We start from the raw sequence: 24,563 nt of genomic DNA on the forward strand, positions 1-24,563 counted from the left end.
ATCCTTCTAGAGCACCACCGCCCCGGAGCCCCGGGGCGGGGTGCCACGGATCCAACCAGGGTCGGGAGGCGCACGCGATGACGACGACGACGGGCCGGGAGCGACGAGCCCCCGTGCGGCCCACCGGGCAGGAGCGGACCTTCTCCGCCGACGAGCTGATCGTGTCCAAGACCGACCCGCGCGGGATCATCACCTACGCCAACGACGTCTTCCTGCGCGTCGGCGCCTTCGAGCGCCACGAGGTGATCGGGCAGCCGCACAACCTCATCCGGCACCCCGACATGCCCAAGGCCGTCTTCAAGCTGCTGTGGGACACCGTCTCCAGCGGCCGGGAGCTGTTCGCCTACGTGAACAACCTCGCCGCCGACGGCGCGAACTACTGGGTCCTGGCCCACATCACCCCCAGCCTGGACCGCTCCGGGCGGATCGTCGGGTACCACTCCAACCGCCGTCGGCCGCACCCGGAGGGGGTGCGCGCCGCGAGCGCGCTCTACGACCGGCTGCTGGCCGAGGAGCGCCGCCACAGCGGCGGCCGGGCGGCCGTGGAGGCCTCCAGCGCCCTGCTGGCGCAGCTGCTCGCCGAGCGCGGCGTCTCCTACGAGGAGTTCGTCTGGTCCATCGTCCCCGAGGAGGTCTGATCGTGAAGCTGTTCAGCGGTCGCGGCGGGCCGTCGCCCGCCGACGAGGTGGCCCTGTACCGCGAGCTGGTCCGCCAGGTCGCCGACGTCTGCGACCAGGCCGCCGCCGGTGACCTCGAGGCCCGCGTCGCCGGGGTGCCGGGGTCGGAGGCGGTGCCGGAGCTGGCGCGGCTGGCGAACTCGGTCAACCGGTCCCTGGACGTCTCCGACGCCTTCGTGCGCGAGGCCGGGGAGGTCCTCACCGCCGCCGCCGAGGGGCGGTTCCACCGCCGGCTGCTGCTGGGGGGCCTGGGCGGGGCGTTCCGCCACTCGGCCACCGCCATCAACTCCGGGCGCACCACGATGCAGGCGGGCAGCGCCGCCGTCGAGGGGGCCCGCACGACCCGCCTGGCCCTGGCCGACGAGTTCGAGACCGGGGTGCTCGGCGTGTCCGAGCAGCTGGCCACCGCCTCCACCGAGCTCAGCGCGTCCGCGCAGGGCCTGGCGACCGCGGCCGGCGCGGCCAGCGAGGAGGCCGACCAGGCGGCGCTGACCATGCAGGCGCTCACCGAGGCCTCCCGCGAGATCCAGCAGGTCGTCTCGGTCATCAACGCGATCGCGGACCAGACGCGGCTGCTGGCGCTGAACGCGACGATCGAGGCGGCCCGCGCCGGGGAGGCCGGCAAGGGCTTCGCCGTCGTCGCCGCCGAGGTCAAGGAGCTGGCCGACCAGTCCGGGCGCGCCACCGAGCAGGTCAGCCAGCGCGTGGACAGCATCCGCCAGAACGCCCAGGACGCCGTGCGCGCCATCACCGGGATCGGCAGCACGATCGGGGAGATGAACGGCCTCGTCGACGGGGTCCGCACCGCCGTCGACGGGTCCGCGTCCTGGGCCTCGGCGCAGGACACCACCGGCCTGTCGCAGCTGGCCGAGGAGCTGCGCAGCCAGATCAGCGGCTTCCTGGCGGGGATGCGCGGCTGAGCCGGGCGCCGGTCAGCGCCCGGACAACCGGTCCCGCAGCTTCGAGAACACCCCCTGGTGGGTCTCGGACAGCTTCCCGGACGGGCGCACCTCGCCGCGCAGCTCGGCGAGCCGGCGCAGCAGCTCCTCCTGCTCCTCGTCGAGGTCGCGGGGGGTCACGACCTCCAGGGTGACCAGGAGGTCGCCGCGGCCCTGGGCGCGCAGGTGCTCGGCGCCCTTCTGCTTGAGGGTGACGACCTCACCGGCCTGCGCCCCGGGGCGGACGTCGACCTCCTCGGCGCCGTCGAGGGTCTCCAGCGGGATCGTCGCGCCGAGCGCGGCCGCCGTCATGGGCACCTGCAGGGTGCACAGCAGGTCGTCCCCGGAGCGGGAGAACACCGGGTGCGGGCGTTCGTGGATCTCGACGTAGAGGTCACCGGGCGGGCCGCCGGCGGTGCCGACCTCGCCCTGGGAGGCGAGCTGGATCCGGGTGCCGGTGTCGACGCCGGCGGGGATGCGGATGGTCATCGGGCGGCGGGCGCGGACGCGGCCCTCCCCGGAGCACTCCAGGCACGGCGAGGGCAGGACGGTGCCGAAGCCGCGGCAGGTGGGGCACGCCTGCGTCGTCATGACCTGGCCCAGCAGCGAGCGCACGACCCGCTGCACCGAGCCCTGCCCGTGGCAGATGTCGCACGTCGCCGGGCTCGTGCCGGGCTGGCAGCAGGACCCCTTGCAGGTGGGGCACAGGATCGCGGTGTCGACCTGGATGGACCGCTCGCCGCCGAAGGCGGCCTCGGCGAGGTCGACGTCGACGCGGATGAGCGCGTCCTGACCGCGCTGGGTGCGGCTGGCGGGCCCGCCGCCGCGGCCGCCGCCGCCCTGGCCGAAGAAGGCGTCCATGATGTCGGAGAACCCGAACCCGGCGCCGAACCCGCCGCCGGGGCCGCCGACCCCGGCGCCGCCGCGGTCGTAGGCGGAGCGCTTCTCGGGGTTGGACAGCGTCTCGTAGGCCTGGGAGACCTCCTTGAACTGCTCCCCCGCCTCGGGGTTCACGTCGGGGTGCAACTTGCGCGCGAGCTTGCGGTACGCGCGCTTGATGTCCTCCGTGGAGGCGTCCTTGGAGACGCCGAGGACGTCGTAGTAGTCGCTCACGAGGTGGGGTCTCTCCTGTCGGTTCTGGGCACTGCGAAGATCACTGCGCGAGGATCCGCGAGACGTAGCGTGACACCGCACGCACCGCGGCCATCGTCGTCGGGTAGTCCATCCTGGTCGGGCCGAGGACGCCGAGCCGGGCCACGACCGCCTGGCTGCCGTACCCGCTGGTCACCACGGAGGTGCCGTCCAGGCCCAGGTGCAGGTTCTCCGCACCGATCCGGACGGTGAGGCCGCCGCGGTCGCCGTCCTCCTCCTCGGCGAGCTCCTGCACCAGCCGCAGCAGCACGACGTGCTCCTCCAGGGCCTCCAGGACGTTGCCGAGGGAGGTGGACAGGTCGGCGCCCTTGACGAGGTTCGCGGTGCCGGCGATGACCACGCGCTCCTCCAGGGAGGCGCTGAGGCAGTCCCCCAGCGCCGCGGCGACCTCGGCGGCGACCGCCATGTCCGGCTGCGGGGTCTGCTGGACCAGGTCGGTCAGCCCCTCGCGGGCCTCGCGCAGCCGCTTGCCGCCGACGGCGGCGTTGATCCGCGTGCGCAGGGTCGCCAGCGCGACGGCCAGGTCGTCGGCGTCGGTGGCCGAGCGGATGTCCAGGACGCGCTGCTCGACGCGGCCGGAGTCGGTGATGAGGACCAGCAGCGCGCTGCGGCCGCCGACGCCGACGAGCTCGACGTGGCGGACGGTCGCCCGGCTCAGCGAGGGGTACTGCACGACGGCGGCCTGCCGGGTGATCTGGGCCAGCAGCCGGACGGTGCGGTCGACGACGTCGTCGAGGTCGTCGGCGCCGTGCAGGAACGTCTCGATGGCGCGCTTCTCGGCCGCCGACATCGGCTTGACGTTGGCGAGGCGGTCCACGAACAGGCGGTAGCCCTTGTCGGTGGGGATGCGCCCGGCGCTGGTGTGGGGCTGGGTGATGTAGCCCTCGTCCTCCAGCACGGCCATGTCGTTGCGGATGGTGGCGGGCGAGACGCCGAGGGCGTGGCGCTCCACGAGGGTCTTGGAGCCGACGGGCTCGTGGCTGGAGACGTAGTCCTCGACGATGGCCCGCAACACCGCGAGCCTGCGGTCGTCGCTCATCCGTCCCTCCCTGCTCCGGCAGCCGGTGCTGCGCCCCCCGCGCGTCTGGCACTCCACGCGCGCGAGTGCCAAGTCTAGGCGCTCGGGCACCGGTCGCGCCTCCCCCGCCGGCCGCCCGGGCCTGGTTAGCGTTCCCCCGTGACCCGCTACGACGACCGGTACGGCGCCGACGTGCTCTCGGCCGACCCGCACGCCCGCAGCCGCCCGAAGCCCACCCACCGCGACGAGCCCGCCGTGCGCGGCCTGGTCGTGGAGGACGTCGACACCGGCTGGGTCGGCGCGGTCGTGCGGGTGGAGAAGAGCGGCGGGGTGCACGTCGTCGTCCTGGAGGACGCCAGGGGCCGCACCCGCACGTTCCCGCTGGGGCCGGGGTTCTGGGTGGACGGGCAGCCGGTGCGGCTCGTGGCGCCGCGGGCCGCGGGCCCGGCCCGGCCCACCCGCACCGCCAGCGGGTCGGTGGCCGTCGCCGGCGCCCCCGCCCGCACCGCGCGCGCCTCGCGCCTGCTCGTGGAGGGCCGCCACGACGCCGAGCTCGTCGAGAAGGTGTGGGGCGACGACCTGCGCGTCGAGGGCGTCGTGGTGGAGATGCTCGACGGCGTCGACGACCTCGACGCCGCGATCCGCTCCTTCGGGCCCGGGCCGGGGCGGCGCATCGGCGTCCTCGTCGACCACCTCGTGCCGGGGTCGAAGGAGTCGCGGATCGTCGCGGGTGTCGCGCGCAGCCCGCACGTCCTGGTGGTGGGGCACCCGTTCGTCGACGTGTGGCAGTCGGTCCGCCCGCAGCGGCTGGGCTGGACGGCGTGGCCGACGATCCCGCGCGGGCGGGACTGGAAGCACGGGATCCTCGCCGAGCTGGGCTGGCCGCACGCCACCCAGGCCGACGTCGCACACGGCTGGAAGCGCATCCTGGGGACGGTGCGCACGTACGCCGACCTGGAGCCGGCGCTGCTGGGCCGGGTGGAGGAACTCGTCGACTTCGTGACCGCCGACCTGGCGGACCGCTGAGGGAACGGTCAGGATCGGAGTCGTGACCCAGCCCCCGATGCCGCCGCAGCAGCCCTACGCCCCGGTCCCGATGTCGCCGTCGGACGAACGGATGTGGGGGATGTTCGGGCACCTGTCCGCGATCGCCGCGAGCTTCCTGACCCTGCCGTTCCTGGGGCCGCTGATCCTGTTCCTGGTCTTCAAGGACCGCAGCGGGTTCGTGCGCGGGCACACGGCCGAGGCGCTGAACATGACGATCTCGCTGATCGTCTACGAGGTGGTGCTGTTCGTCGTCTGCTCGGTCCTGGCGCTGTTCACCTTCGGGCTGTCGTACGGCCTCATGGTGGTGCCCGGCATCGTCGCGCTGGTCTTCGCGATCCTCGCGGCGGTCGCGGCGAACCAGGGCCGCGCCTACCGCTACCCGCTGATCTTCCGGCTGGTGCGCTGAGGCGCGGGCGGTCTCAGGCGCTCACCGCGCGCAGGTCCCCGGTGGGGTCGACCCCCAGGGGGACCAGCGCGACGGTGCTGACCCCGGCCCGGGCGTAGTCGTCCAGCCGGGACCGCACATGCGCCACCGGGCCCACCAGGCTCGTCGCCTCCACCAGGCCCGCCGGGACGGCCTGCACGGCGTCGTCCTTGCGCCCGGCGAGGTAGAGGTCCTGCACGGCGTCGACGGCGTCGGCGAACCCGAGGCGGCGGCCGAGGTCGGCGTAGAAGTTCTGCTCCCGCGAGCCCATGCCGCCGACGTACAGGGCGATGAGCCGGCGCACCGGCAGCTCCGCGCGGGCACGCTCCTCCCCCGTCGCGCCCGTCAGCACGAACGGCACCGAGGCCGTCACCTCGAACCCCTGCACCGGCCGGGTGCGGCGCGCGAACCCGGCGCGCAGCCGGTCGAACGACTCCGCGCAGTTCTCCGGGACCAGGAACGAGGGCAGCCAGCCGTCGGCGATCTCCCCGGCCAGCTCCACGTTGCGCGGGCCCACGGCGGCCAGGTGGATCGGCAGGTCGGGCCGCGGGGCGGGCTGCATGAGCTTGAGGGGCACGCCCGGGCCGCCGGGCAGCGGCAGCCGCAGGTGGGTGCCCTCGAACCGCGAGTCCTCGCGGGCCAGCAGCCGGCGGACCACCGCGACGTACTCGCGGGTCCGGGCCAGGGGGTGGGCGAAGGGCTGGCCGTACCAGCCCTCGGCGACCTGCGGGCCCGAGACGCCCAGCCCGAGCCGGAACCGGCCCCCGGACAGCCCGTCGAGGGTGGCCGCCGTCATGGCCGTGGAGGCCGCGGCCCGCGCGGGGACCTGCAGGACGGCCGAGCCGAGCCCGATGCGGGTGGTCCGCCCGGCGAGCCAGCCCAGGACGCTCACGGCGTCGGTGCCGTACGCCTCGGCGACCCAGGCGGAGGCGAACCCGGCGTCCTCGGCGGCGCGGGTCAGCTCCAGGGCCCGGGCCGCGGCGGGCCCGACGGGTCCGGTGAGGTAGCCCAGGCTCAGTCCGAGGTCCATCCCCGCACGCTACGGGACGGCCGCGCGGGCCCTTGCCGCCACCGGGCCCCCGGGGCATCCTGTGCCCCGTCCGTGCGGTTCCCGTGAGGGCGCACCCGGACCCCACCCCCGACCACCGCGGTCGACGACGCGAAGGACCCACCGTGCTCCGTACCCCCCTGCGCCGCTCCCCCCTGCTGCGCCGCCTCTGCGCGTCCGCCTCCCTCACCGCCGCCGTCGCCGGCGCCGGGCTGGTGGCCACCGCCGCCCCCGCGGCGGCCGCGACCTGCTCCGACGTCGAGGTCGTCTTCGCCCGCGGCACGGGTGAGGCGCCGGGCCTGGGCATCGTCGGCGGCCCGTTCGTGCGGGCCCTGACCAGCCAGCTGTCCGACCGGAGCGTCGGCTCCCACGCCGTCGACTACGCCGCGAACTCGTCGCAGACCAGCGCCGGTCCCGGGGCCAGCGCCATGAGCGCGCACGTGAGCTCGGTCGCGGCGCAGTGCCCGGGGACCCGCTTCGTCCTCGGCGGGTACTCCCAGGGGGCCACGGTCACCGACATCGCCCTCGGCATCCGCACGGGGACCACCAGCGGCACCCCCGTCCCGGCCGGGCTCGCCGGGCGGGTGGCGGCCGTGGTCGTGTTCGGCAACCCGCTGGGGCTGAGCGGGCGCACGATCGCCACGGCCAGCCCGACGTACGGGCCGAAGTCGAAGGACTACTGCAACAGCAGCGACACCGTCTGCGGCAGCGCCCCGAAGACGGGCACGGGCGGTCACCTCAGCTACGTCTCGAACGGGTCGGCGACCGCCGGTGCGCAGTTCGCGGCGGGCCTCGTCCGCGCCGGCGGGACCCCGACCCCGACCCCGGACCCGGACCCGACGGACCCGGGGGCGGGCACGTGCGTGCGGGACAGCACCCGCGCGCACGTCGCCGCCGACCGCGCCGTCAGCGTGTTCGGCCGCGCCTACGCGCGCGGCAGCCGCGACGACCTGGGCCTGGTGAGCAGCTACAGCAGCGTGTCGCTGCGCGCGGTCGACGGCGGCTGGGAGCGCGTCGCGTCCTGCTGAGACGGACCCCACCGGGCGGGGCCGGCGTGCTTCAGTCGAGCAGCCGGCGCACCACGGCGTCGGCCAGCAGCCGGCCCCGCCGCGTGAGGGCGACCCGGCCGCCGGGGGCCGGTTCCAGCAGCCCGTCGAGCAGGAGCTGCGCCGTCTGGGGGCGCACGTCCCACCAGGCGGGGTCGAACCCCTCCGCCAGCCGCGAGCGCAGCAGGACGTCCTCGACGCGGCGGTCGTCGGCGCCGAGCTGCTCGCGGGCGTGGGCCGGGGACTGCCCGGCGCCGATCCGGCCGGCGTAGGCGGTGGGGTGCTTGACGTTCCACCACCGCACCCCGCCGACGTGGCTGTGCGCGCCGGGCCCGATCCCCCACCAGTCGCCGCCGCGCCAGTAGGCGAGGTTGTGGGCGCAGGCGAACCGGGGTTCGCGGGCCCAGTTGCTCACCTCGTACCAGGCGAACCCGGCGGCGGCGAGGGTGTCGTCGACGATCTCGTACTTGTCGGCCTCGTCGTCGTCGGAGGGTTCGGGGACCTGCCCGCGGCGCATCTGGCCGGCCAGCTTCGTGCCCTCCTCGACGATGAGCGCGTAGGCCGAGACGTGGTCGGGGGCGCAGTCGAGCGCGGCGTCCAGGCTGCGGCGCAGGTCGTCCGGGGACTCCCCGGGGGTGCCGTAGATGAGGTCGAGGCTGACGTCGAGCCCGGCCTCGCGGGCCCAGCGGACGGCCAGGGGGACGCGGGCGGGGTCGTGGGTGCGTTCCAGGACGGCCAGGACGTGCGGGACGGCGGACTGCATCCCGAAGGAGACCCGGGTGAAACCGGCCTCCCGCAGCCGGAGCAGGCCCTGGGGGGTCACCGAGTCGGGGTTGGCCTCGGTGGTGACCTCGGCGCCGGGGGCGAGCCCGAACTCCTCGCGCACCGCGGTGAGCATGGTGGCGAGGTCCTCGGCGGGCAGCAGCGTGGGCGTGCCGCCGCCGAAGAACACCGTCGCGGCCGGGCGGGCGGCGTCGCCGAGGACGCCGGCGGCCATCCGCACCTCGGCCGCGGCCGTCGAGGCGTAGGCCGCCTGGGAGCCGCCGCCGCCGAGCTCGGTGGCGGTGTAGGTGTTGAAGTCGCAGTAGCCGCAGCGCACCGCGCAGAACGGGACGTGCAGGTAGACGCCGAAGGTGCGCCCGGCCGCACCGTCGAGGGCGTGCGGGGGCAGGGATCCGTCGGTGGGGGCGGTCTCGCCGTCGGGCAGGGTGCTGGGCACCCCCCCAGTGTCGCCCCTGGGACTCCCTGCCCGGGTACCCCTAGGGGGTAGGGGTTGCACGACACACCCCAGGGGGGTATCAAGGAGGCATGGAGCACGCACCCGGGTACGCCGGGGAGAAGACGGAGGTCCTCAAGCGGCTGCGCCGCGTCGAGGGCCAGGTGCGCGGCCTGCAGCGGATGGTCGAGGAGGACGCGTACTGCATCGACGTCCTGACCCAGGTCTCCGCCGCCACCAAGGCCCTGCAGGCGGTCGCCCTGTCCCTGCTGGACGACCACCTCGGGCACTGCGTGGCGCACGCGGCCGCCGAGGGCGGGACCGTGGCCGACGAGAAGATCAAGGAAGCGAGCGCGGCGATCGCGCGGTTGGTGAGGTCGTGATGAACCGGTTCGGCGTGTCCGGGATGACCTGCGGCCACTGCGTGGCGGCGGTGACCGAGGAGGTCTCGGCCCTGCCGGGCGTCGAGTCGGTCCACGTCGACCTCGTCGCCGGCGGCACCTCCACCCTCACGATCACCAGCGCGTCCCCGCTCGACCGCTCCGCCGTCGCGGCCGCGGTCGACGAGGCCGGCTACGACCCGGTGGACTGACGTGGTCACCACCAGCGGTTCCGTCGAGCTCCTCATCGGCGGCATGACCTGCGCCTCGTGCGCCAACCGCGTCGAGAAGAAGCTCAACCGGATGCCCGGCGTCGAGGCGAGCGTGAACTACGCCACCGAGAAGGCCACCGTCCGGCTGCCCGCGGGCACCGGCGTCGCCGAGGCCATCGCCGTGGTGGAGAAGACCGGGTACACCGCCACGCTCCCCGCGGCGGACCCCGCACCCGCTGCGCCGCAGGAGGACCCGGTCACCGCCGAGCTCGGCCACCGGCTCGCGGTCACGGCCGCCCTCGGGCTGCCCGTGCTGCTGCTGTCGATGGTCCCGGTCCTGCAGTTCGCGAACTGGCAGTGGCTGGCGTTCGCGCTGACCTCCCCCGTCGTCGTCTGGGGGGCCTGGCCGTTCCACCGCGCCGCCGTCGTGGGCGCCCGCCACGGCGCGGCGACGATGGACACCCTCGTCAGCCTGGGCGTCGTCGCGGCGTACCTGACGTCCGCGGCCTCGCTGTTCCTCGGCGACGCCGGGATGCCCGGGACGCACATGGGGTTCTCCCTGCTCGGCTCGACCGGGGACGAGCTGTACCTCGAGGTCGCGGCCGTCGTGACCGTCTTCGTCCTGGCCGGGCGGTACCTGGAGGCCCGCGCGCGGCGCCGGTCGGGAGCGGCGCTGCGGGCGCTGCTGGCCCTGGGCGCCAAGGACGTCGCGGTGCTGCGCGCCGGCGCCGAGGTGCGCGTCCCGGTCGCCGACCTGCGCGCCGGGGACGACTTCGTGGTCCGCCCCGGGGAGACCGTCGCCACCGACGGCACCGTCCGCGAGGGCACCTCCGCCGTCGACCAGAGCCTGCTCACCGGCGAGTCCGTGCCGGTGGAGGTGGGCGCCGGGGACGCCGTCGTGGGCGGCACCGTCAACGCCGGGGGCCGGCTCGTCGTGCGCGCGACCCGCGTCGGCGCCGACACCCAGCTGGCCCGCATCGGCCGGGCGGTCGAGCGGGCGCAGTCGGGCAAGGCCGCGGCGCAACGGCTCGCCGACCGCGTCTCGGGGGTCTTCGTGCCCGTCGTGCTCGTCGGGGCGCTGGCCACGTTCGTCGGCTGGCTGCTGGCCGGCACCCCCGCGCCGGAGGCGCTGACCGTCGCCGTCGCCGTCCTCGTCATCGCCTGCCCCTGCGCGCTGGGCCTGGCCACCCCGACGGCGCTGCTCGTCGGGACCGGCCGCGGCGCGCAGCTCGGCATCCTCGTCAAGGGGCCCGAGGCGCTGGAGTCGACCCGGCGCGTCGACACCGTCGTCCTGGACAAGACCGGGACGGTGACCACCGGGCGGATGTCCCTGGTCGCCGTGGTCCCCGCCCCCGGCGTCGACGCGGACGACCTGCTGCGGCGGGCCGGCGCCCTGGAGGACGCCTCCGAGCACCCCGTCGGCCGCGCGGTCGCCGCGGCCGCCCGCGAGCGCGGTCCGCTGCCGCCGGTCACCGACGTCACCGCGGTGCCCGGGGTGGGGATCAGCGGTGTCGTCGACGGCGTGCCGCTGCGGGCCGGGCGCCCCTCCTGGATCGGGCTGGACCTGCCCCCCGAGCTGGAGGAGGCGTTGCGGCAGAACGAGTCCGCCGGCCGCACCGCCGTCCTCGTCGCCGCCGACCGCCCGCTGGGGGTGCTGGCCGTCGCCGACACCGTGCGCGCCGGCAGCGCCGCCGCCGTCGAGGGGTTCCGGCGCCTGGGCCTGCACCCGGTCCTGCTGACCGGGGACAACGAGCGCACCGCGCGGGCCGTGGCCGCCGTCGTCGGGATCGACGACGTCGTGGCCGGGGTCCACCCCGAGGACAAGGTCGCCCACGTCGCCGCGCTGCAGCAGCGGGGCCGGGTGGTCGCGGTCGTCGGCGACGGCGTGAACGACGCCGCGGCCCTGGCCACCGCCGACCTCGGCATCGCGATGGGCTCGGGCGCCGACGCGGCCATCGAGGCCGGTGACCTCACCCTGGTGCGCGCCGACCTGGGCGCCGCCGTGGACGCGGTGCGCCTGTCCCGCCGGACGCTGTCGACGATCCGCGGGAACCTGTTCTGGGCCTTCGCCTACAACGTCGCCGCGCTGCCGGTGGCGGCGGCGGGGCTGCTGAACCCGGTGGTCGCCTCGGCCGCGATGGCGTTCTCGTCGGTGTTCGTCGTCACCAACTCCCTGCGGCTGCGCCGGTTCCGCTGACGGGCTCCCCCACCGCGGCCGCGGTGGGGCGGGCTCAGATGCGGAAGCGGCTCACGGCGGCGCGCAGGTCGGACGTCAGCGCGGCGACCTCCCCGGCCGCCAGCCCGGTGTCGCGGCCGCGGTCGGCGGTGAGCGCCACGCTCCGCGACAACGTGGACAGGTCCTCGGCGGAGCTGCGGGTCGAGGCGGCGACCGTCGAGACCTGGCGGACGTTCTCGTCGCTGGCGGCGCGCTGCTGCTCGGTGGCCGCCCCGATGGTGGCCTGCAGCTGCGACATGCGCCCGATGACCTCCGCGATCGCCTCCAGGGAGGAGATCGCGCCGGAGCTGTCGGCCTGCAGGGCCGCCACGGTCCGGGCGATGCCCTCGGTCGCGGTCGCGGTCTCCCGCGCGAGCTGCTTCACCTCGCCGGCCACGACGGCGAACCCGCGGCCGGCCTCACCGGCCCGGGCGGCCTCGATGGTCGCGTTGAGGGCCAGCAGGTTCGTCTGCGCGGCGATGCCCGCGATGACGCCGACGACCTGGCCGATCTCGCCGCTGGAGGCACCCAGCCGGGCCATCAGGGCGTTCGTGGCCTCGGCGATGCCGACGGCCTCGGCGGCGACCTCGTGCGAGGCGCCCGTGCTGCGGGTGATCTCCGCGATCGCCGTGACCACCTGCTCCCCGGTCCCGGCCATCCCGGCGGCGGTCAGGGACACCCGCTGGGCCTCCTGCGCGGCGGAGGCCGCCAGGTGCTCGGAGCGCTCGGTGGCGGTGGCGATCTCGGCCGAGGACGCGGTCAGCCGGTCCCCGGCGGTCTCGAGCCGGCCGGCGGTGGTGGAGATGGCGCCCACGAGCCCGCGCAGGCTGTCGAGCGCCTCGTCGAGCGCCTGACCGGTGCGCCCCACCTCGTCCTCGGCGTCCAGCCCCGACCGGGCGGTGAGGTCCCCCCCGCGCAGCGCGGCGGCGACCCCCGCGAGCGCGGTCAGCGGTCGCACGACGCTGCCGCCCACCCACCGGGCCACCAGCAGGACCAGCAGCGCGGTCGCGGCCAGCACGGCCACGACCAGCACGGTCCCGCGCGCGCGGGTGTCCCGCACCGCCCGGTCCTCCACGTCGAGGCGGTGGGCGGCGCTGTCGGCGACGGCGGGCAGCAGCTCCTCGACGGCCGAGAACCGCTCCAGGAAGGCGGGGTACCCGGCGAGGGCGGCGGCGGGGTCGGTCCCGGCGAGCACGACGAGGTCGCGCCCGGCGCGGGCGTAGTCCTCCACGGCCGGTGCGGCGGCCGCGACGGCGGCCTCGACGTCGGGCCCGAGCCCGGCGTCCCCGACCTCGCGCAGGCGGTCGAGGGGGGGGGGGGGGGGGGGGGGGGGGGGGGGGGGGGGGGGGGGGGGGGGGGGGCGGGGGGGGGGGGGCGGTGGGCGTGCTGCGGGGTGGGGCCGGGGGCGGCGGGGGGGCGGGCCGGCCGGGGCCCGCCGGGCGGGCCCGCGCGGCGGCCGCGGCCCGCGCCCCCCGCCCCCCCCGCGGCGCCCGCGGCGGCCTCGGCGTGCTGCTCCCCGCGGGGGAACAGCAGCGCCTGCAGGACGTTGCCGCGCAGGGCGTCGTGGGCCATGTCGGCTTCCAGGGTGGTCCGGACGGCCGCGCTGGCGGTGTTCAGCCGCGTCGTGGCCGCCGCCGTGCGGTCCAGCGCGACGAGCGTGACGGCGCCCAGCGCCGTGCTGCCGAGCAGGGCGACGCCGGTCAGGGCGGCGAGCTTGCGGCGCAGCCGGGCGTCGCGCCAGGAGCGGGCGAGGGCGCGGCGACCGGTCGTGGGCACACCAGGGGGATCGACCGCCCGCCGCCCCGGCTTGAGGGGGCTGCTCCTCCCCGCCGGTGCGGGGTCAGGGCAGCGCGCCGGCGCGGGCGACCCCGCCGTACCAGCGGGCGCTGGGCTTGGGGGTTCGGGCGAACGTCTCGCGGTCCCAGCTCACGAGCCCGAACGTGGGTCGGTACCCCGAGGCCCACTCGTAGTTGTCCAGCAGGCTCCAGTGCAGGTACCCCCGTACGTCGATCCCCTCGGCCAGGCAGTCGTGGACCCCCTCCAGCGCCGCCCGGGTGTAGGCGACCCGCCGGGTGTCGTCGGCGGTCGCGATGCCGTTCTCGGTGACCAGCAGCGGCACGCCGCCGGTGAGCTCCCAGGCCGAGCGCAGGCCGTCGGCGGCGGCGGCCGGGTAGAACTCCCACCCGGTGAGGGTCGTCTCGACGTCCTCGCGCACGGGCAGCGGGCCGCCGGGCCCGACGAAGGTGCGGGTGTAGGCCTGCACCCCGAGGAAGTCGTCGCCCTTCGCGGCCTCCAGGTACCAGTCGTCGCGGGGGTGGCCGTACTCGGCGAGCCGCTCGTCGGCGCCGGGTTCGCCGGTGCTCGTGAAGGCCTGGGTCGCGACCGTCCAGCCCGACTTCACCCCCGGGACCTGCGAGAGGACGTCGCGGGCGCGCCGGTGGGCGGCCAGGAGCTGGTCGGCGACGTGCAGGTCGGGGTTCGGCAGGCCGTGCGCGACGAGGTTGGAGGCGTCCTCGCCGCCGGCCAGCATCGCGGCGATGTTCGGCTCGTTGACGGTGCAGACCCACTCGACGTCGCGGACGACGGGCAGCGCGGCCTCGACGTAGCGGCCGAACCGGTCGGCGGCGTCGTCGGCCCGCCAGAACCCGTCGCGCTCGAACCAGCGGGGCACCGTGAAGTGCAGCAGCGTCACGACGGGTTCGACGCCGAACTCCCGGCAGGTGTCGACCATCCGCCGGTAGTGGTCGACCGCGGCCCGCGAGAACGACCCGCGCTCGGGTTCGACCCGGGCCCACTCGACGCTGAACCGGTAGGAGTTCAGCCCGAGTCCGGCCAGCAGCGCGATGTCCTCGCGGTAGCGGTGGTAGCTGTCGGCGGCGTCCCCGGACGGTTCCACGATCCCCCACGCCGCGGCGAGGGCGGGGTCGTGCTCGTGGACCCACCAGTTGCTGCCGACGTTGCCGCCCTCGACCTGGTGGGCGGCGGTGGCCGCCCCCAAGAGGAACCCGTCGGGGAAGGTCCGCATGGTGGTGCTCCTATCGCGTGCGTGCGGGGTTCGGGACGGCGTCGAGCAGGGACACCGTGTACGGGTCGGTGGGGTGCTGGAGGACCTGCGCGGTCGGGCCGCGCTCGACGACGCGGCCGGCGTGCAGCACGAGGACGTCGTCGGTGATGAGCCGGGCGCTGAGCAGGTCGTGGGTGATGTAGAGCAGGGAGACGCCGAGGCGGGCCCGCAGGTCCTCCAGCAGGGCCAGGACCCCGGCGCGCAGCGTCACGTCGAGCATCGAGACGGGTTCGTCGGCGACGATGACCTGCGGTTCGCAGGCCAGCGCGCGGGCGATGACGACCCGCTGCCGCTGCCCGCCGGAGAGCTGGTGCGGCAGCTTCTGCGCGAACTGCCGGGTGGGGGTGAGCCCCACGGTCTCCAGCAGTTCGTGGACGCGCCGGGTCGCCTCGCGCCCCGTGAGCCCGGTGTGGTTCACGACGGGGCGGGTGAGGGCGTACTCGACGGTGTGCAGCGGGTTCAGCGCGGCGTAGGGGTCCTGGAACACCATCTGCACGTCCCGGTGCAGCTGCTTCAGCTCGCGCCGCTTCAGCCGGCCGACGTCGAGGTCGCCGAACCGGACGGACCCGGCGGTGGGGGTCTCGATGCCGGTGATCATCCTGGCGATGGTCGACTTCCCGGACCCGCTCTGGCCGACCAGGGCCAGCGACGCGCCGGGTTCGAGGGTGAAGGAGACGTCGCGGACGGCGTGCACCTCGCCCTCCCCGCGCCGCGGCGGGGGGTAGGTCTTGGACACGGCCTCGACGACGACCGGGGTGCCCCCGGCGGGGGGTGCCGGCCGGGGCCGCAGCGACCGGTCCTCGAACCCGGGCAGCGAGACGACCTCGGCGCGCGGGTCGGCGTAGTGGCTCAGCAGGTGCCGGGTGTAGTCGTCGCGCGGGGCGGTGTGGACCTGCCGGGAGGTGCCGTCCTCCACGATCCGGCCCTCGTGCATGACCAGGACCCGCTCGGTGGCCTCCAGGACGATCCCGAGGTCGTGGCTGATGAGGACGGCGGTGAACCCCTCGGTGCGCTGGAGCTCGACGACGGTGTCCATGACGGCGTGCTGGACGAGCACGTCGAGCGCGGTCGTCGGTTCGTCGAACACGACCAGCTGCGGGTCGAGCGAGAGGGCCAGCGCGATGGAGACGCGCTGGCGCATCCCACCGGACAGCTCCCCGGGGAACCGGGCCAGGACGGCGGGGTCGAGCTCGACCTTGGCCAGCAGCTCGGCCGACCGGTCCTGCCAGCGGGCCCGCTCGACGTGGCCGTGGGCGCGGTAGATGTCGGCGAAGTGGTCCCGGACGCGCCGCACCGGGTTCAGCGCGTTCATGCCCGACTGCAGGACCATCGCGAACCCGCCCCGGCGCTGGCGGCGCAGGGCCTCGTCGTCGAGGTCGCGGATGTCGTGCCCGCCGAAGAGGATCTGCCCGCCGTTCGTGCGGGCCGGGGGTTTCTGCAGGCGGGTGACGGCGTAGCCGAGGGTCGACTTGCCCGACCCCGACTCCCCCACCAGGCCGACGAACTCGCCGCGGCGCAGCCCGAAGGAGACGTGGTCGACGGCCTGGACGGGGCGGTGCCCGCTGGACTCGTAGACGACCGACAGGTCGCGGACCTCGAGCAGGTCCTCCTCGACGGCGGTCGGGGCGCTCACGCGCGACGACGCGGTGGTCATCGGTTCTTCCCTTCACGCAGCCGGGGGTTGCTCACGGCGTCGACGCCGAAGTTGACGAGCGTCAGGCTCATGGCCAGCAGGGCGATGCACAGCCCGGGGGCGAACAGCAGCGCCCACTGCCCGGTGAGCAGGGCGCTGGAGTTCTGCGCCCAGTAGATGATCGTCCCCCAGCTGACGACGGAGGTGTCGCCGAGGCCGAGGAACTCCAGTCCCGCCTCGGCCAGGATCGCCGAGGTCGCCGCGCCGAAGAAGCTGCCGACGATGAGCGAGGTCATGTTCGGCAGGATCTCCCGGAACACGATGCGCGGGGCGCTGTCGCCGGAGAACCGGGCCGCCTCGACGAAGTCCCGCGACCGCAGCGACCGGGTCTGCGCGCGCAGGACCCGCGCGCCCCAGGCCCAGCCGGTGACGACGATGACGGCGATGATGACGCCGATCCCGCCGTTCTGCAGGTACGCCGCGATGACGATCATGAAGGGCAGGGCGGGGATGACCAGGAACAGGTTGACGACGAAGCCGATGACCTCCCCGACCCAGCCGCGGGTGTAGCCCCAGGACAGGCCGACGAGGACGGCGACGACCGTGGCGAGCAGCCCGGCGCTGAACCCCACCAGGACGCTGACGCGGGCGCCGTGGACGAGCTGGGACAGGACGTCCTCGCCCGCGGCGGTGGTGCCGAGCCAGTGCGCCGCGCTGGCGTCCTGGCTGCGCTCGAAGGTGTTCGTCTTGGCCCCGTACGGCGCCAGCAGCGGTGCGAGCAGGGCCACGAGCAGGAAGAACCCGAGGATCACGAGACCGACGCGAGCCTTGCCGTCGGACCAGATCGTGGCGATGATCCGGCCCGCGGCGCGCCACGCGCTCGGACCGCGCTGGACGGAGAGCTCTGCGGCGGTGCTTCCGGTGGTGGTCGTCATCGGGCTCACTTCCGGGTCCGCGGGTCGAGGAGGCCGTAGAGCACGTCGACGAGGAAGTTCGCGACGAGCACGCTGACGGTGATCATGAGGAACAGCGCCTGCATGAGCGGGTAGTCCTGGCCGATGACGGCGTTGAACAGCAGGTACCCGATGCCGGGGTAGCCGAAGACCTGCTCGACGAGCACCGACCCGCCGACGACGCCGCCGAGGGAGAGCCCGAACCCGGTGAGGTTGGGCAGGATCGCGTTGCGCGCGGCGTAGCGGACCGCGACGGTGCGCCCGCGCAGGCCGTTGGCCTCGGCGAAGGTCACGTAGTCGTCGCCCAGGGTGTTGATCATGGTGTTGCGCATGCCGAGGATCCACCCGCCGAGGGAGGTCAGCAGGATCGTCAGGGCCGGCAGGGCCGCGTGCGCGATCGCGTCGCCGAGGAAGTCGAGGGTGAACCCGGGGGTCGTGGTGGCCGAGTAGGCCCCCGTCGTCGGGAACCAGTGCAGCACGTACCCGAGGAAGAACAGCAGCAGCAGCGCGGTCCAGAAGTACGGGAACGTCGACAGGAAGCTGCCGGACAGGGTGGGCAGGGCGTCGAGCCAGGTGCCGCGCTTCCAGGCCGCCGCGACCCCGATGAGGGTGCCGAGCAGGAACGCCAGGACGGTGACGACCCCGACGAGCAGCAGGGTGTAGGGCAGCGCCCGGGCGACCATCGAGGAGACGGTCTGCGGGTAGAACGTGTAGGAGACGCCGAAGTCGAGGGTGACGACCTGCCGGAGGTAGGAGCCGTACTGGGCCAGCAGGTTCCCGTCGGGGACGCCGAGCTGGGCCTCGATGGCCGCGCGCGTCGCCGCGCTCACGGGGCCGTTCTGGGACAGCTTCGCGACGGCCGCGTCGGCGGGCGTGCCCGGCATGAGGCGGGGCAGGACGAAGTTGACGGTGACGGCGGCCCACAGCGTGAGGGCGAACAGGCCGAGCCTGCCGAGCAGGTAGCGGCCGGGGAAGGGGCCCCGCGAGCGGGTGGCGGCGGGCCCGGCGGACGTGTCGAGGATCGTCACGACGCACCTCCGGCCAGCTTGAGCCGGGTGAAGATCCCCAGCGGTGCCGAGTCGTAGTTCTGCGGGATCATGTAGGGGTCGGCCTCCGTGGGCCAGCCGACGAACTTGGCGTCGTTGTACAGACCCCAGGAGCCGCCGTGGTACAGGCCGATGACGGGCAGCTTGTCGTAGACCTGCCGCTGCAGGGCCCGCGCGGCCTGGAGCTGTCCGGCGGGGTCGGTGGTCGACTTGAACCGCGTGAGCAGCGCGTCGACCTCGGGGTCGGAGAAGCGCTCGAAGTTCGCGGCGGTGGTCTGGCCGACGTCGGTGACGAACTCGGAGGACATGAGGTCGTTGAAGGCGCGGAACACGTCGCCGTTGCCCATGCCGCCCAGGGCCACCTGGAAGTCGCCGTTCGCGATGGCCGACTGGTACCCGGCGGGCTGCGGGAGGAGCAGCGAGACCTCGACGCCGATCCCGGCGAGCTGGCGCTGGACCTCCTGCGCCGCGCGGGTCCAGTCGGTGTAGCCGTTGGCGGAGGTGAGCGCGAAGGAGAACTGCTCGCCGGCCGCGTCGACGAGCCTGCCGTCGCGCTGGGTGTACCCGGCGCGCGCGAACGCGGCCAGCGCGGCCGCGGTGTCCTGCGCGACCATCCCGGCGTCGGGGATGCCGGGGTCGAGCCAGTCCTGCTGGTTGGGGAGCATCAGGCCGGTCTGGCCCGCCGGTCCCATGTACCCCTCGCTGGCCACGTCGGCGATGCGGGCGCGGTCCAGGGCCAGCGACAGCCCCCGCCGCACGTCGACGTCGTCGAACGGGGCGACCGTGTGGTTCGGCACGAGGGCGACGATCCCGGCCGGGGGGAACCAGAACCTGTTGTGCGGGCTGGCCGCGCCCCAGGTCCCCTCGACGTCGGAGATGAACGAGTAGCTCCAGTCGTACCCGCGGGTCACGGTGTCGAGCTGGGAGTTCGTCGAGGGCAGGACGAGGTGGGCGATCTCGACCGCCTCGGCCTGCCAGTAGTTCTCGTTGCGGTCCATCGAGTACTGCTGGTCGTTGTAGTTCCCGAGGACGAACGGCCCGGTGCCGACGGGGTCCTCGTCGCGGAACGTCGCCGGGTCGGCCACCTGCGACCACAGGTGCTCGGGCACGATGCAGGTGGCGCCGAGGATCGGCAGCGCGGGCACGTCGTCGGTCTGCAGGTGCAGGACGACGTGGTCGCCGGAGACCTCGACGGACTCCAGGTGCTGCCAGGCCCCCTTGGTGTCCAGGGAGGGGACCTCCCGGAGCAACCGGAACGTGAAGGCGACGTCGCGGGCGGTGAAGGGGGTGCCGTCGCTCCACTCGGCCGCGCGGACCGTCATGTCGATCGTGCGGGCGTCGGGCAGTTCCCAGGACTCGGCCAGCCACGGGATCTGCTCGCCGTCCAGCGGGTTGACCAGGACCAGCGGTTCGTAGATCCAGGTCGCGGCCGTCCGCTTGTTGGTCAGGTACGGGTTGAACCTGCGGTCGAACAGGGGGTTGCCCTTGTCCGCGTTGATGAGCATGGTGTCCCGCCCGATCGTCGGGTCGGGCTGGCTGCGCACCTGCACGCTGCACCCGCCGATCCCCGCGCCCACGAGGGCGGCGGCTCCGCCGAACCCCGCGAGCACTCCCCGGCGGCCCAGCGCCGGTCCCTGCCGAAGCGTCATCGCTCGACCTCCACGTTCGTCGTGGAGGTCAGCGTATGCGCTTACATCCGAGTGTCAACCGGGGGGCAGCTCTCCCGCAGCAGCACCTCCACCGGGAGCCGGGCCACCAGCCGCGGCGCGTGCGGCGCCGCGAGGCGGTCCACCACCGCCCGCACCGCGGCCCGGCCCAGGTCCGCCATCGGCTGGGCGACCGTCGTGATCGGCGGGTCGCTGAAGCGGGCCCCGTCGACCCCGTCGAACCCCGTCACGTAGACGTCCCCCGGCACCGACAGCCCCGCCGCGCGCACCGCGTCCAGCGCCCCCAGCGCCGACTGGTCGTTCCCGCAGACCAGCGCCCGCGGCACCCGCTGCGCCAGCAGCCCCGACACCGCCTCGGAGGCGCGGTCGCGCCGGAAGTCCCCCCGCACCTGCGGCACCGGCGGCAGACCCGCGTCCGCCAGCGCCGCGGACAGCCCCAGCTGGCGCTCGGCGTCGTCCGGGGAGTCCGGCGGGCCCGCCACGTACACCACGTCCCGCACCCCCAGGGCGCCCACGACGTGCCCCACCAGCGCCCGCATCCCGGCCGCGTTGTCGACGCCGACGTGGTCGAAGGCGTCCCCCCGCTCGCCCGGGTGGGCACCGTCGGCCAGGACGACCACCGGGATCCGGCGGGCGACGTGGGCCAGCAGGTCGTCGGAGACCGTGCGGGCCACCACCGCCAGCCCGTCCACCCGGCCGGCCACGTCGTTGACGACGACGTCGCGCGCCGGCCCGCGCCCGGCCGCGACCATCAGCGCGAAACCGCGCCGCCAGGCCTCCACCTCCGCCCCCCGCAGCACCTCGTCGAAGTACAGGTTCGGGGTGCCCGGCCCGGCCCCGCGCCGGCGGTCGTCGACGACCCGCACCCCGCCCTCGGTGACCAGCGACGGCCGGTCGTCCTCCTCCAGCCCGTCGTGCCCCGGGAAGCACAGCCCGATGACCCCGGTGCGCCGGCCCGCCAGCGCCCGGGCGTTGCCCGACGGGACGTACCCCAGGGCCCGGACGGCGTCCATGACCCGCTCCCGGGTGGCCTCCCGGACCGCGTCGGGGGTGCGCAGGACCCGCGAGACCGTCGCGATCGACACGCCCGCGCGGTCGGCGACGTCGTAGACGGTCGGGGTCCTCGGCGCCTGCGGCCGGGTCGGGTGGCGGGCCATTCCCCCACGTCTCCTGCTCTGCTGCGGTTCGGCTGCTCGACCGCCGATGCTACGACGCACCCGGCGGGTCCCCTCCGGTTGCGGCGGCGCTGACCTGGCAGTTCCCTCGACGCATGTCCGGTCCAGCGCGTTCCCAGGCCAGCTCCGAGGTCCGTTCGCACGTCCGGCGCGGGGAGGCCTTCGCGCAGGCCCACGAGCAGGGCCTGAAGAAGGTCGGCCGGGCCGGTGTGGCCGCCGACGGCGTCGTCCACCTGCTCATCGCCTGGCTCGCCGCGCAGGTCGCGCTCGGCGGCTCCGGCGGCTCGGCCGACTCCAGCGGCGCGCTCGGGCAGGTCGCGGCGCAGCCGTTCGGCGCCGTCCTGCTGTGGGTGCTCGCGCTGGGGTTCGTGGCCCTGCTGGCCTGGCAGGTCGTCGCGGTCGTCACCGGCGGCAAGACCTCCCACCGCCTCAGCGCCGCCGTCAAGGCCGTCGTCGCGCTCGCCCTGGCCGTCTCCTGCGTGCGGTTCGCCACCGGTGGCGGGTCGTCACCGGGCACCCAGCAGCAGACCCTGACCCAGCGCGTCCTGGAGGCCCCCGGCGGGGCGGTCCTCGTCGTGCTGGCCGGGCTCGTGGTCGCCGGCGTCGGGATCGGCCTGGTCGTGCGGGGCGTCCGGAAGGACTTCGAGGACAAGGTCGAGGGGTCGCTGTCGCGCCCGCTGACCGCCCTGGGGGTGGCCGGCTGGGTCGCCCGCGGCGTCGCCTTCGCCGTCCTCGGCGCCCTGGTCGTGGTGTCCGCCACCGGCGACACCGGCAAGTCCCGCGGCCTGGACGCGGCGTTCCGCGAGATCGCCTCCCAGCCGTTCGGGGTCGTCCTGCTCCTGCTCGTCGCCCTGGGCCTGGCCGCCTACGGGGTGTTCGCCCTGCTCACCGCGCACCGGCGCGCCCGCGCCTGAGCGGGTGATCCACGGCACAACGGCTCACGGAACCCATCCACCGGCCGATGGGTTCCGAACCGTTGACGGCCTCACGTCGGGGTGCGCACCGTGCGCACCGAGCCCGACGCGCACCCGAGTCGCAGGCCAGGAAGCAGGAGATCCGTGTCGCGCAAGCTCATCACCCCAGCGGACATCCGCGACCACGTGCTGCGCCTGGGTGAGAAGCACCCGCCGATCCCGCTGGAGTCGGTCGACCGCACGGTGAGGGACCCGCGCGGGGTGCGCGAGCGCTTCGGCCACGTCGTCGACTACCTCGCCCGCGTCGAGCTGGAGGTCGACCGCAACGTCCTGGAGCTGCTGACGCTGCTGCCGGACGTCTCCGAGACCGACCGCCTCTTCTACGCCGACGTGTGGCAGCCGCAGGAGATCCAGCACGGCCTGATCCTGGACCGGCTCCAGCAGGACGTCGACCTCCCCCCGGCCGACCCGAACACCGACGAGGTCAGCGCGAAGATCCGCCTGCTGGGGTCGCTGGCGCACCTGCGCCCGGTGCAGGAGGTCGCGCGGCTGCTGTACTACCTGACCGGCGCCGCCACCGAGAAGGCCGCCGTCGTGGCCTACAACCTGCTCGTCGACGGCCTCGACGAGATGGGCGAGGACGCCGTCTCGCGCACCGTCGTGCAGCCCATCCGCCGCCAGGAACCGGGCCACTTCGCCTTCTACCGCCTCTCGGCGACCGAGATGCTCCAGCAGGAGGTCCTCGCGCCGTGGCAGCTGCGGCTGGCCCGGGTGCTGCGCCGGAAGTCCTTCGCCCCCGTCGGTGCGCACACCCCGGCCCAGCGCGCCCAGTTCGGCGCGGTGCTGACGACGCTGGGGCTGGCCGACCGCGTGGAGGACTTCGGCGCCCAGGTCGGGCTCGTCGAGCGCGAGCTGCTGTGGGCCCGCCACCAGGGCATGCGGGTGCCCGACTACGTCCTCACGGCGCTGCGCGACACCCTGGAGCAGTTCCGCGCCCACGGGCACCCGGCCACCGCCTGAGCGCCCGCGCCGGGGCCCGCAGTAGCGTCAGCACGTGCCGCTGACCGATCTGCCGCTGGACTCGCTGCGTACCTACACCGGCGAGGTCGGCGAACCCGCCGACCTCGACGCGTTCTGGGCCGGGAGCCTCGCCCTCGCCCGCCGCCACGACCTCGCCGTCGAGCTGACCCCGCACACCGGGCCGGCGCTGCCCGCGCTGGACGTCCTCGACGTCCGCTTCGCCGGCTGGGGCGGCGACCGGGTCGCGGCGTGGCTGATCCGCCCCGCCCACCTGCCCGGCCCGCTGCCGGTCGTCGTGGAGTTCATCGGCTACTCCGGCGGGCGCGGCCTGCCGGTGGACCGGACCGCCTGGGCCGCGGCCGGTTTCGCCCACCTCGTCGTCGACACCCGCGGTCAGGGCCACGACACCCCCGACCCCGACCCCGACGTCGCCGGCGGCCAGTGGGTCGGCGGGTTCATGACCCGCGGCATCGACGACCCGGCCACCCACTACTACCGGCGGGCCCTGGTCGACTGCGCCCGCGCGGTCGACGTCGCGCACGCGCTGCCCTCCCTGGGCGTCGAGGTGGACACCGCCCGCGTCGTCGTGCGCGGCGCCAGCCAGGGCGGCGCCTTCTCCATCGCCGCCGCCGCGCTGTCGCCGGGCCGGGTCGCGGCCGCGCTCGTCGACGTCCCGTTCCTGTGCGACGTGCGCCGCGGCACCCACCTCGCCGGCGACGGCCCCTACCTGGAGGTCGTCTCCTACCTGCGCCGGCACTCCCCCGAGAAGGCCGAGCGGGCCTTCACGACCCTGTCCTACGTCGACGGGGTCAACCTCGCCGCCCGCGCGAAGGCCCCCGCGCTGTTCAGCGTCGCGCTCATGGACCCGGTGTGCCCGCCGTCGACGGTGTTCGCCGCGTACAACCGCTGGGGCCACGACGACCGGGAGATCGACGTGTGGGAGTTCGCCGACCATGCCGGGGGCGGCGGGCACCAGACGCAGCGGCAGCTGCGGTTCCTCGACCGGCTCGGCCTGCGGTGACGCTCCCGGAGGAGACCGACCCCTGGTCGCTGTCGCTGGTCGCGCGGGTCGAGAAGGACGAGCGGGGCGAGCCGCTGCCCACCCACACCGACACCCTGGTCGCCGCGGCGCGCGCCGTCGTCCTGCTGCTGTCCGACCCCCGCGTCACCGACCCCGACGGTGAGCTGCGGCCCGCCGTCCAGGCGTGGCGGGACCGGCGCATCCGCAAGATCTGCCGCCGGGCGCGCGGGACCCGGTGGGAGCGCACCGCCGCCCTCCCGCACGCGCAGGCCACCAGCGGGGACGCCGTCGTGCGGGCGTTCGCCCCGCACCCGCGCGAGGAGGTGCCCGACCTGCTGCGGCCCCTGCAGGTGGGCGGGCTCGACCTCGCCGACCCGGAGGCCGGCCCCGACGGCCGCGAGGTCCCCGGCCCCGACGGCGTCCTGACGATCCGGCTGACGCCGGGGATCACCATGACCACGGGCAAGGCCGCGGCCCAGGTCGGGCACGCCGCGCAACTGGCGTACGAGCGGCTGCCGCAGGCCGCCCGCTGGCAGGAGGCGGGGTTCGGGGTCCGCGTCGTGACCGGCGCCCCGGTGCTGCCCGAGGGCCGGCGGGTCGACGTGCGCGACGGGGGTTTCACCGAGGTCCCCCCGGGCACGGTCACCGCCAGCGCGGGTTTCGAGGGGACGGTCTGACGTGCCGGTCGAGGGTGCCG

At 75.2% G+C, this 24,563-nt stretch carries 23 protein-coding genes; 12 read left to right on the forward strand and 11 right to left on the reverse strand.

Annotated features, from left to right (window positions below; translation table 11 throughout):
• The first annotated feature begins 77 nt into the window (after positions 1 to 77).
• A complete protein-coding gene (locus ACRYM6_RS02340) occupies positions 78 to 638 on the forward strand; it encodes a PAS domain-containing protein (RefSeq protein WP_432540864.1) in 561 nt (186 codons plus the stop codon).
• Positions 639 to 979: 341 nt separating this feature from the next.
• Positions 980 to 1,597, forward strand: a complete 618-nt coding sequence (locus ACRYM6_RS02345; RefSeq protein ID WP_432541006.1) for a methyl-accepting chemotaxis protein — start codon at positions 980 to 982, stop codon at positions 1,595 to 1,597.
• A gap of 12 nt (positions 1,598 to 1,609) precedes the next feature.
• Here ACRYM6_RS02345 and dnaJ read toward each other — a convergent pair whose 3' ends face one another.
• Both dnaJ and hrcA read right to left on the reverse strand, forming a co-directional pair.
• Entirely contained in the window at positions 1,610 to 2,728 is a 1,119-nt protein-coding gene (dnaJ, locus tag ACRYM6_RS02350; protein WP_432540865.1) for a molecular chaperone DnaJ, read from the reverse strand.
• 40 nt (positions 2,729 to 2,768) lie between these two features.
• Positions 2,769 to 3,806, reverse strand: coding sequence for a heat-inducible transcriptional repressor HrcA (gene hrcA, locus ACRYM6_RS02355; protein WP_432540866.1), 1,038 nt, complete (start codon positions 3,804 to 3,806; stop codon positions 2,769 to 2,771).
• Between the two features lie 138 nt (positions 3,807 to 3,944).
• Here hrcA and ACRYM6_RS02360 point away from each other — a divergent pair, with 138 nt between their 5' ends.
• Positions 3,945 to 4,811, forward strand: a complete 867-nt coding sequence (locus tag ACRYM6_RS02360; RefSeq protein WP_432540868.1) for a DUF3097 domain-containing protein — start codon at positions 3,945 to 3,947, stop codon at positions 4,809 to 4,811.
• 22 nt (positions 4,812 to 4,833) lie between these two features.
• Positions 4,834 to 5,238 (forward strand): DUF4870 domain-containing protein, encoded by a 405-nt coding sequence (locus ACRYM6_RS02365; RefSeq protein ID WP_432540870.1) that lies wholly within the window; start codon positions 4,834 to 4,836, stop codon positions 5,236 to 5,238.
• A gap of 13 nt (positions 5,239 to 5,251) precedes the next feature.
• On the opposite strand, the gene ACRYM6_RS02370 is transcribed toward ACRYM6_RS02365, so the two are convergent.
• Complete coding sequence (locus ACRYM6_RS02370) at positions 5,252 to 6,286, reverse strand: LLM class F420-dependent oxidoreductase (RefSeq protein ID WP_432540871.1); 1,035 nt, start codon at positions 6,284 to 6,286, stop codon at positions 5,252 to 5,254.
• A 143-nt stretch (positions 6,287 to 6,429) separates the two neighbouring features.
• Between ACRYM6_RS02370 and ACRYM6_RS02375 the strand changes: the two genes are divergently transcribed.
• The gene (locus tag ACRYM6_RS02375; RefSeq protein WP_432540873.1) at positions 6,430 to 7,332 is read left to right on the forward strand and encodes a cutinase family protein; all 903 of its coding nucleotides are present in this window, start codon (positions 6,430 to 6,432) and stop codon (positions 7,330 to 7,332) included.
• Positions 7,333 to 7,363: 31 nt separating this feature from the next.
• Here ACRYM6_RS02375 and hemW read toward each other — a convergent pair whose 3' ends face one another.
• Positions 7,364 to 8,569, reverse strand: coding sequence for a radical SAM family heme chaperone HemW (gene hemW, locus ACRYM6_RS02380; protein ID WP_432540875.1), 1,206 nt, complete (start codon positions 8,567 to 8,569; stop codon positions 7,364 to 7,366).
• An 89-nt stretch (positions 8,570 to 8,658) separates the two neighbouring features.
• On the opposite strand from hemW, the gene ACRYM6_RS02385 reads away from it, so the two are divergent.
• From ACRYM6_RS02385 to ACRYM6_RS02395, 3 genes are read left to right on the forward strand one after another with little or no spacing between them, the layout of a single operon-like run.
• Complete coding sequence (locus ACRYM6_RS02385; protein ID WP_432540877.1) at positions 8,659 to 8,949, forward strand: metal-sensitive transcriptional regulator; 291 nt, start codon at positions 8,659 to 8,661, stop codon at positions 8,947 to 8,949.
• Complete coding sequence (locus ACRYM6_RS02390; protein WP_432541008.1) at positions 8,949 to 9,158, forward strand: heavy-metal-associated domain-containing protein; 210 nt, start codon at positions 8,949 to 8,951, stop codon at positions 9,156 to 9,158. The genes ACRYM6_RS02385 and ACRYM6_RS02390 overlap by 1 nt, the downstream gene beginning before the upstream one ends.
• Positions 9,159 to 9,201: 43 nt before the next feature.
• A complete protein-coding gene (locus ACRYM6_RS02395; RefSeq protein ID WP_432541010.1) occupies positions 9,202 to 11,355 on the forward strand; it encodes a heavy metal translocating P-type ATPase in 2,154 nt (717 codons plus the stop codon).
• Positions 11,356 to 11,389: 34 nt separating this feature from the next.
• On the opposite strand, the gene ACRYM6_RS02400 is transcribed toward ACRYM6_RS02395, so the two are convergent.
• The 7 genes from ACRYM6_RS02400 to ACRYM6_RS02430 all read right to left on the reverse strand — a co-directional run bounded on the left by ACRYM6_RS02400 (position 11,390) and on the right by ACRYM6_RS02430 (position 20,893).
• Positions 11,390 to 12,604: a methyl-accepting chemotaxis protein gene (locus tag ACRYM6_RS02400; protein WP_432540879.1), complete on the reverse strand. Its 1,215-nt coding sequence runs from the start codon at positions 12,602 to 12,604 to the stop codon at positions 11,390 to 11,392.
• A 609-nt stretch (positions 12,605 to 13,213) separates the two neighbouring features.
• A complete protein-coding gene (locus ACRYM6_RS02405; RefSeq protein ID WP_432540880.1) occupies positions 13,214 to 14,398 on the reverse strand; it encodes a glycoside hydrolase family 1 protein in 1,185 nt (394 codons plus the stop codon).
• Between the two features lie 10 nt (positions 14,399 to 14,408).
• Positions 14,409 to 16,091 (reverse strand): ABC transporter ATP-binding protein, encoded by a 1,683-nt coding sequence (locus tag ACRYM6_RS02410; RefSeq protein WP_432540882.1) that lies wholly within the window; start codon positions 16,089 to 16,091, stop codon positions 14,409 to 14,411.
• Positions 16,088 to 17,005 (reverse strand): ABC transporter permease, encoded by a 918-nt coding sequence (locus ACRYM6_RS02415; protein WP_432540884.1) that lies wholly within the window; start codon positions 17,003 to 17,005, stop codon positions 16,088 to 16,090. Before ACRYM6_RS02415 ends, ACRYM6_RS02410 begins: the two co-directional genes overlap by 4 nt.
• Positions 17,006 to 17,010: 5 nt before the next feature.
• Positions 17,011 to 17,982: an ABC transporter permease gene (locus ACRYM6_RS02420; RefSeq protein ID WP_432541012.1), complete on the reverse strand. Its 972-nt coding sequence runs from the start codon at positions 17,980 to 17,982 to the stop codon at positions 17,011 to 17,013.
• Between the two features lie 65 nt (positions 17,983 to 18,047).
• A complete protein-coding gene (locus tag ACRYM6_RS02425) occupies positions 18,048 to 19,718 on the reverse strand; it encodes an ABC transporter substrate-binding protein (protein WP_432540886.1) in 1,671 nt (556 codons plus the stop codon).
• Positions 19,719 to 19,759: 41 nt separating this feature from the next.
• Positions 19,760 to 20,893 carry a LacI family DNA-binding transcriptional regulator gene (locus ACRYM6_RS02430; protein ID WP_432540888.1) on the reverse strand — a complete coding sequence of 378 codons (1,134 nt, stop codon included), beginning with the start codon at positions 20,891 to 20,893 and terminating at the stop codon, positions 19,760 to 19,762.
• Positions 20,894 to 21,006: 113 nt separating this feature from the next.
• Between ACRYM6_RS02430 and ACRYM6_RS02435 the strand changes: the two genes are divergently transcribed.
• The 4 genes from ACRYM6_RS02435 to ACRYM6_RS02450 all read left to right on the forward strand — a co-directional run bounded on the left by ACRYM6_RS02435 (position 21,007) and on the right by ACRYM6_RS02450 (position 24,543).
• A complete protein-coding gene (locus ACRYM6_RS02435; protein WP_432540889.1) occupies positions 21,007 to 21,825 on the forward strand; it encodes a DUF1206 domain-containing protein in 819 nt (272 codons plus the stop codon).
• A gap of 144 nt (positions 21,826 to 21,969) precedes the next feature.
• Positions 21,970 to 22,845, forward strand: coding sequence for a GTP-binding protein LepA (locus tag ACRYM6_RS02440; RefSeq protein ID WP_432540891.1), 876 nt, complete (start codon positions 21,970 to 21,972; stop codon positions 22,843 to 22,845).
• A 34-nt stretch (positions 22,846 to 22,879) separates the two neighbouring features.
• A complete protein-coding gene (locus tag ACRYM6_RS02445) occupies positions 22,880 to 23,866 on the forward strand; it encodes an acetylxylan esterase (protein ID WP_432540893.1) in 987 nt (328 codons plus the stop codon).
• Complete coding sequence (locus tag ACRYM6_RS02450; protein WP_432540895.1) at positions 23,863 to 24,543, forward strand: aminoacyl-tRNA hydrolase; 681 nt, start codon at positions 23,863 to 23,865, stop codon at positions 24,541 to 24,543. The genes ACRYM6_RS02445 and ACRYM6_RS02450 overlap by 4 nt, the downstream gene beginning before the upstream one ends.
• The last annotated feature ends 20 nt before the right edge of the window (positions 24,544 to 24,563 follow it).

This window comes from Kineococcus rugosus (assembly GCF_050871975.1).
In the GTDB taxonomy this organism is placed as follows: Bacteria; Actinomycetota; Actinomycetes; order Actinomycetales; family Kineococcaceae; genus Kineococcus.

Excerpts from the sequence above, each read along its gene's own strand:
- ACRYM6_RS02340 (WP_432540864.1), top strand. The coding sequence starts at position 78 with ATGACGACGACGACGGGCCGGGAGCGACGAGCCCCCGTGCGGCCCACC.
- ACRYM6_RS02345 (WP_432541006.1), top strand. The coding sequence starts at position 980 with ATGCAGGCGGGCAGCGCCGCCGTCGAGGGGGCCCGCACGACCCGCCTG.
- hrcA (WP_432540866.1), bottom strand. The coding sequence starts at position 3,806 with ATGAGCGACGACCGCAGGCTCGCGGTGTTGCGGGCCATCGTCGAGGAC.
- ACRYM6_RS02370 (WP_432540871.1), bottom strand. The coding sequence starts at position 6,286 with ATGGACCTCGGACTGAGCCTGGGCTACCTCACCGGACCCGTCGGGCCC.
- ACRYM6_RS02385 (WP_432540877.1), top strand. The coding sequence starts at position 8,659 with ATGGAGCACGCACCCGGGTACGCCGGGGAGAAGACGGAGGTCCTCAAG.
- ACRYM6_RS02390 (WP_432541008.1), top strand. The coding sequence starts at position 8,949 with ATGAACCGGTTCGGCGTGTCCGGGATGACCTGCGGCCACTGCGTGGCG.
- ACRYM6_RS02395 (WP_432541010.1), top strand. The coding sequence starts at position 9,202 with ATGACCTGCGCCTCGTGCGCCAACCGCGTCGAGAAGAAGCTCAACCGG.
- ACRYM6_RS02405 (WP_432540880.1), bottom strand. The coding sequence starts at position 14,398 with ATGCGGACCTTCCCCGACGGGTTCCTCTTGGGGGCGGCCACCGCCGCC.
- ACRYM6_RS02410 (WP_432540882.1), bottom strand. The coding sequence starts at position 16,091 with ATGACCACCGCGTCGTCGCGCGTGAGCGCCCCGACCGCCGTCGAGGAG.
- ACRYM6_RS02415 (WP_432540884.1), bottom strand. The coding sequence starts at position 17,005 with ATGACGACCACCACCGGAAGCACCGCCGCAGAGCTCTCCGTCCAGCGC.
- ACRYM6_RS02425 (WP_432540886.1), bottom strand. The coding sequence starts at position 19,718 with ATGACGCTTCGGCAGGGACCGGCGCTGGGCCGCCGGGGAGTGCTCGCG.
- ACRYM6_RS02430 (WP_432540888.1), bottom strand. The coding sequence starts at position 20,893 with ATGGCCCGCCACCCGACCCGGCCGCAGGCGCCGAGGACCCCGACCGTC.
- ACRYM6_RS02435 (WP_432540889.1), top strand. The coding sequence starts at position 21,007 with ATGTCCGGTCCAGCGCGTTCCCAGGCCAGCTCCGAGGTCCGTTCGCAC.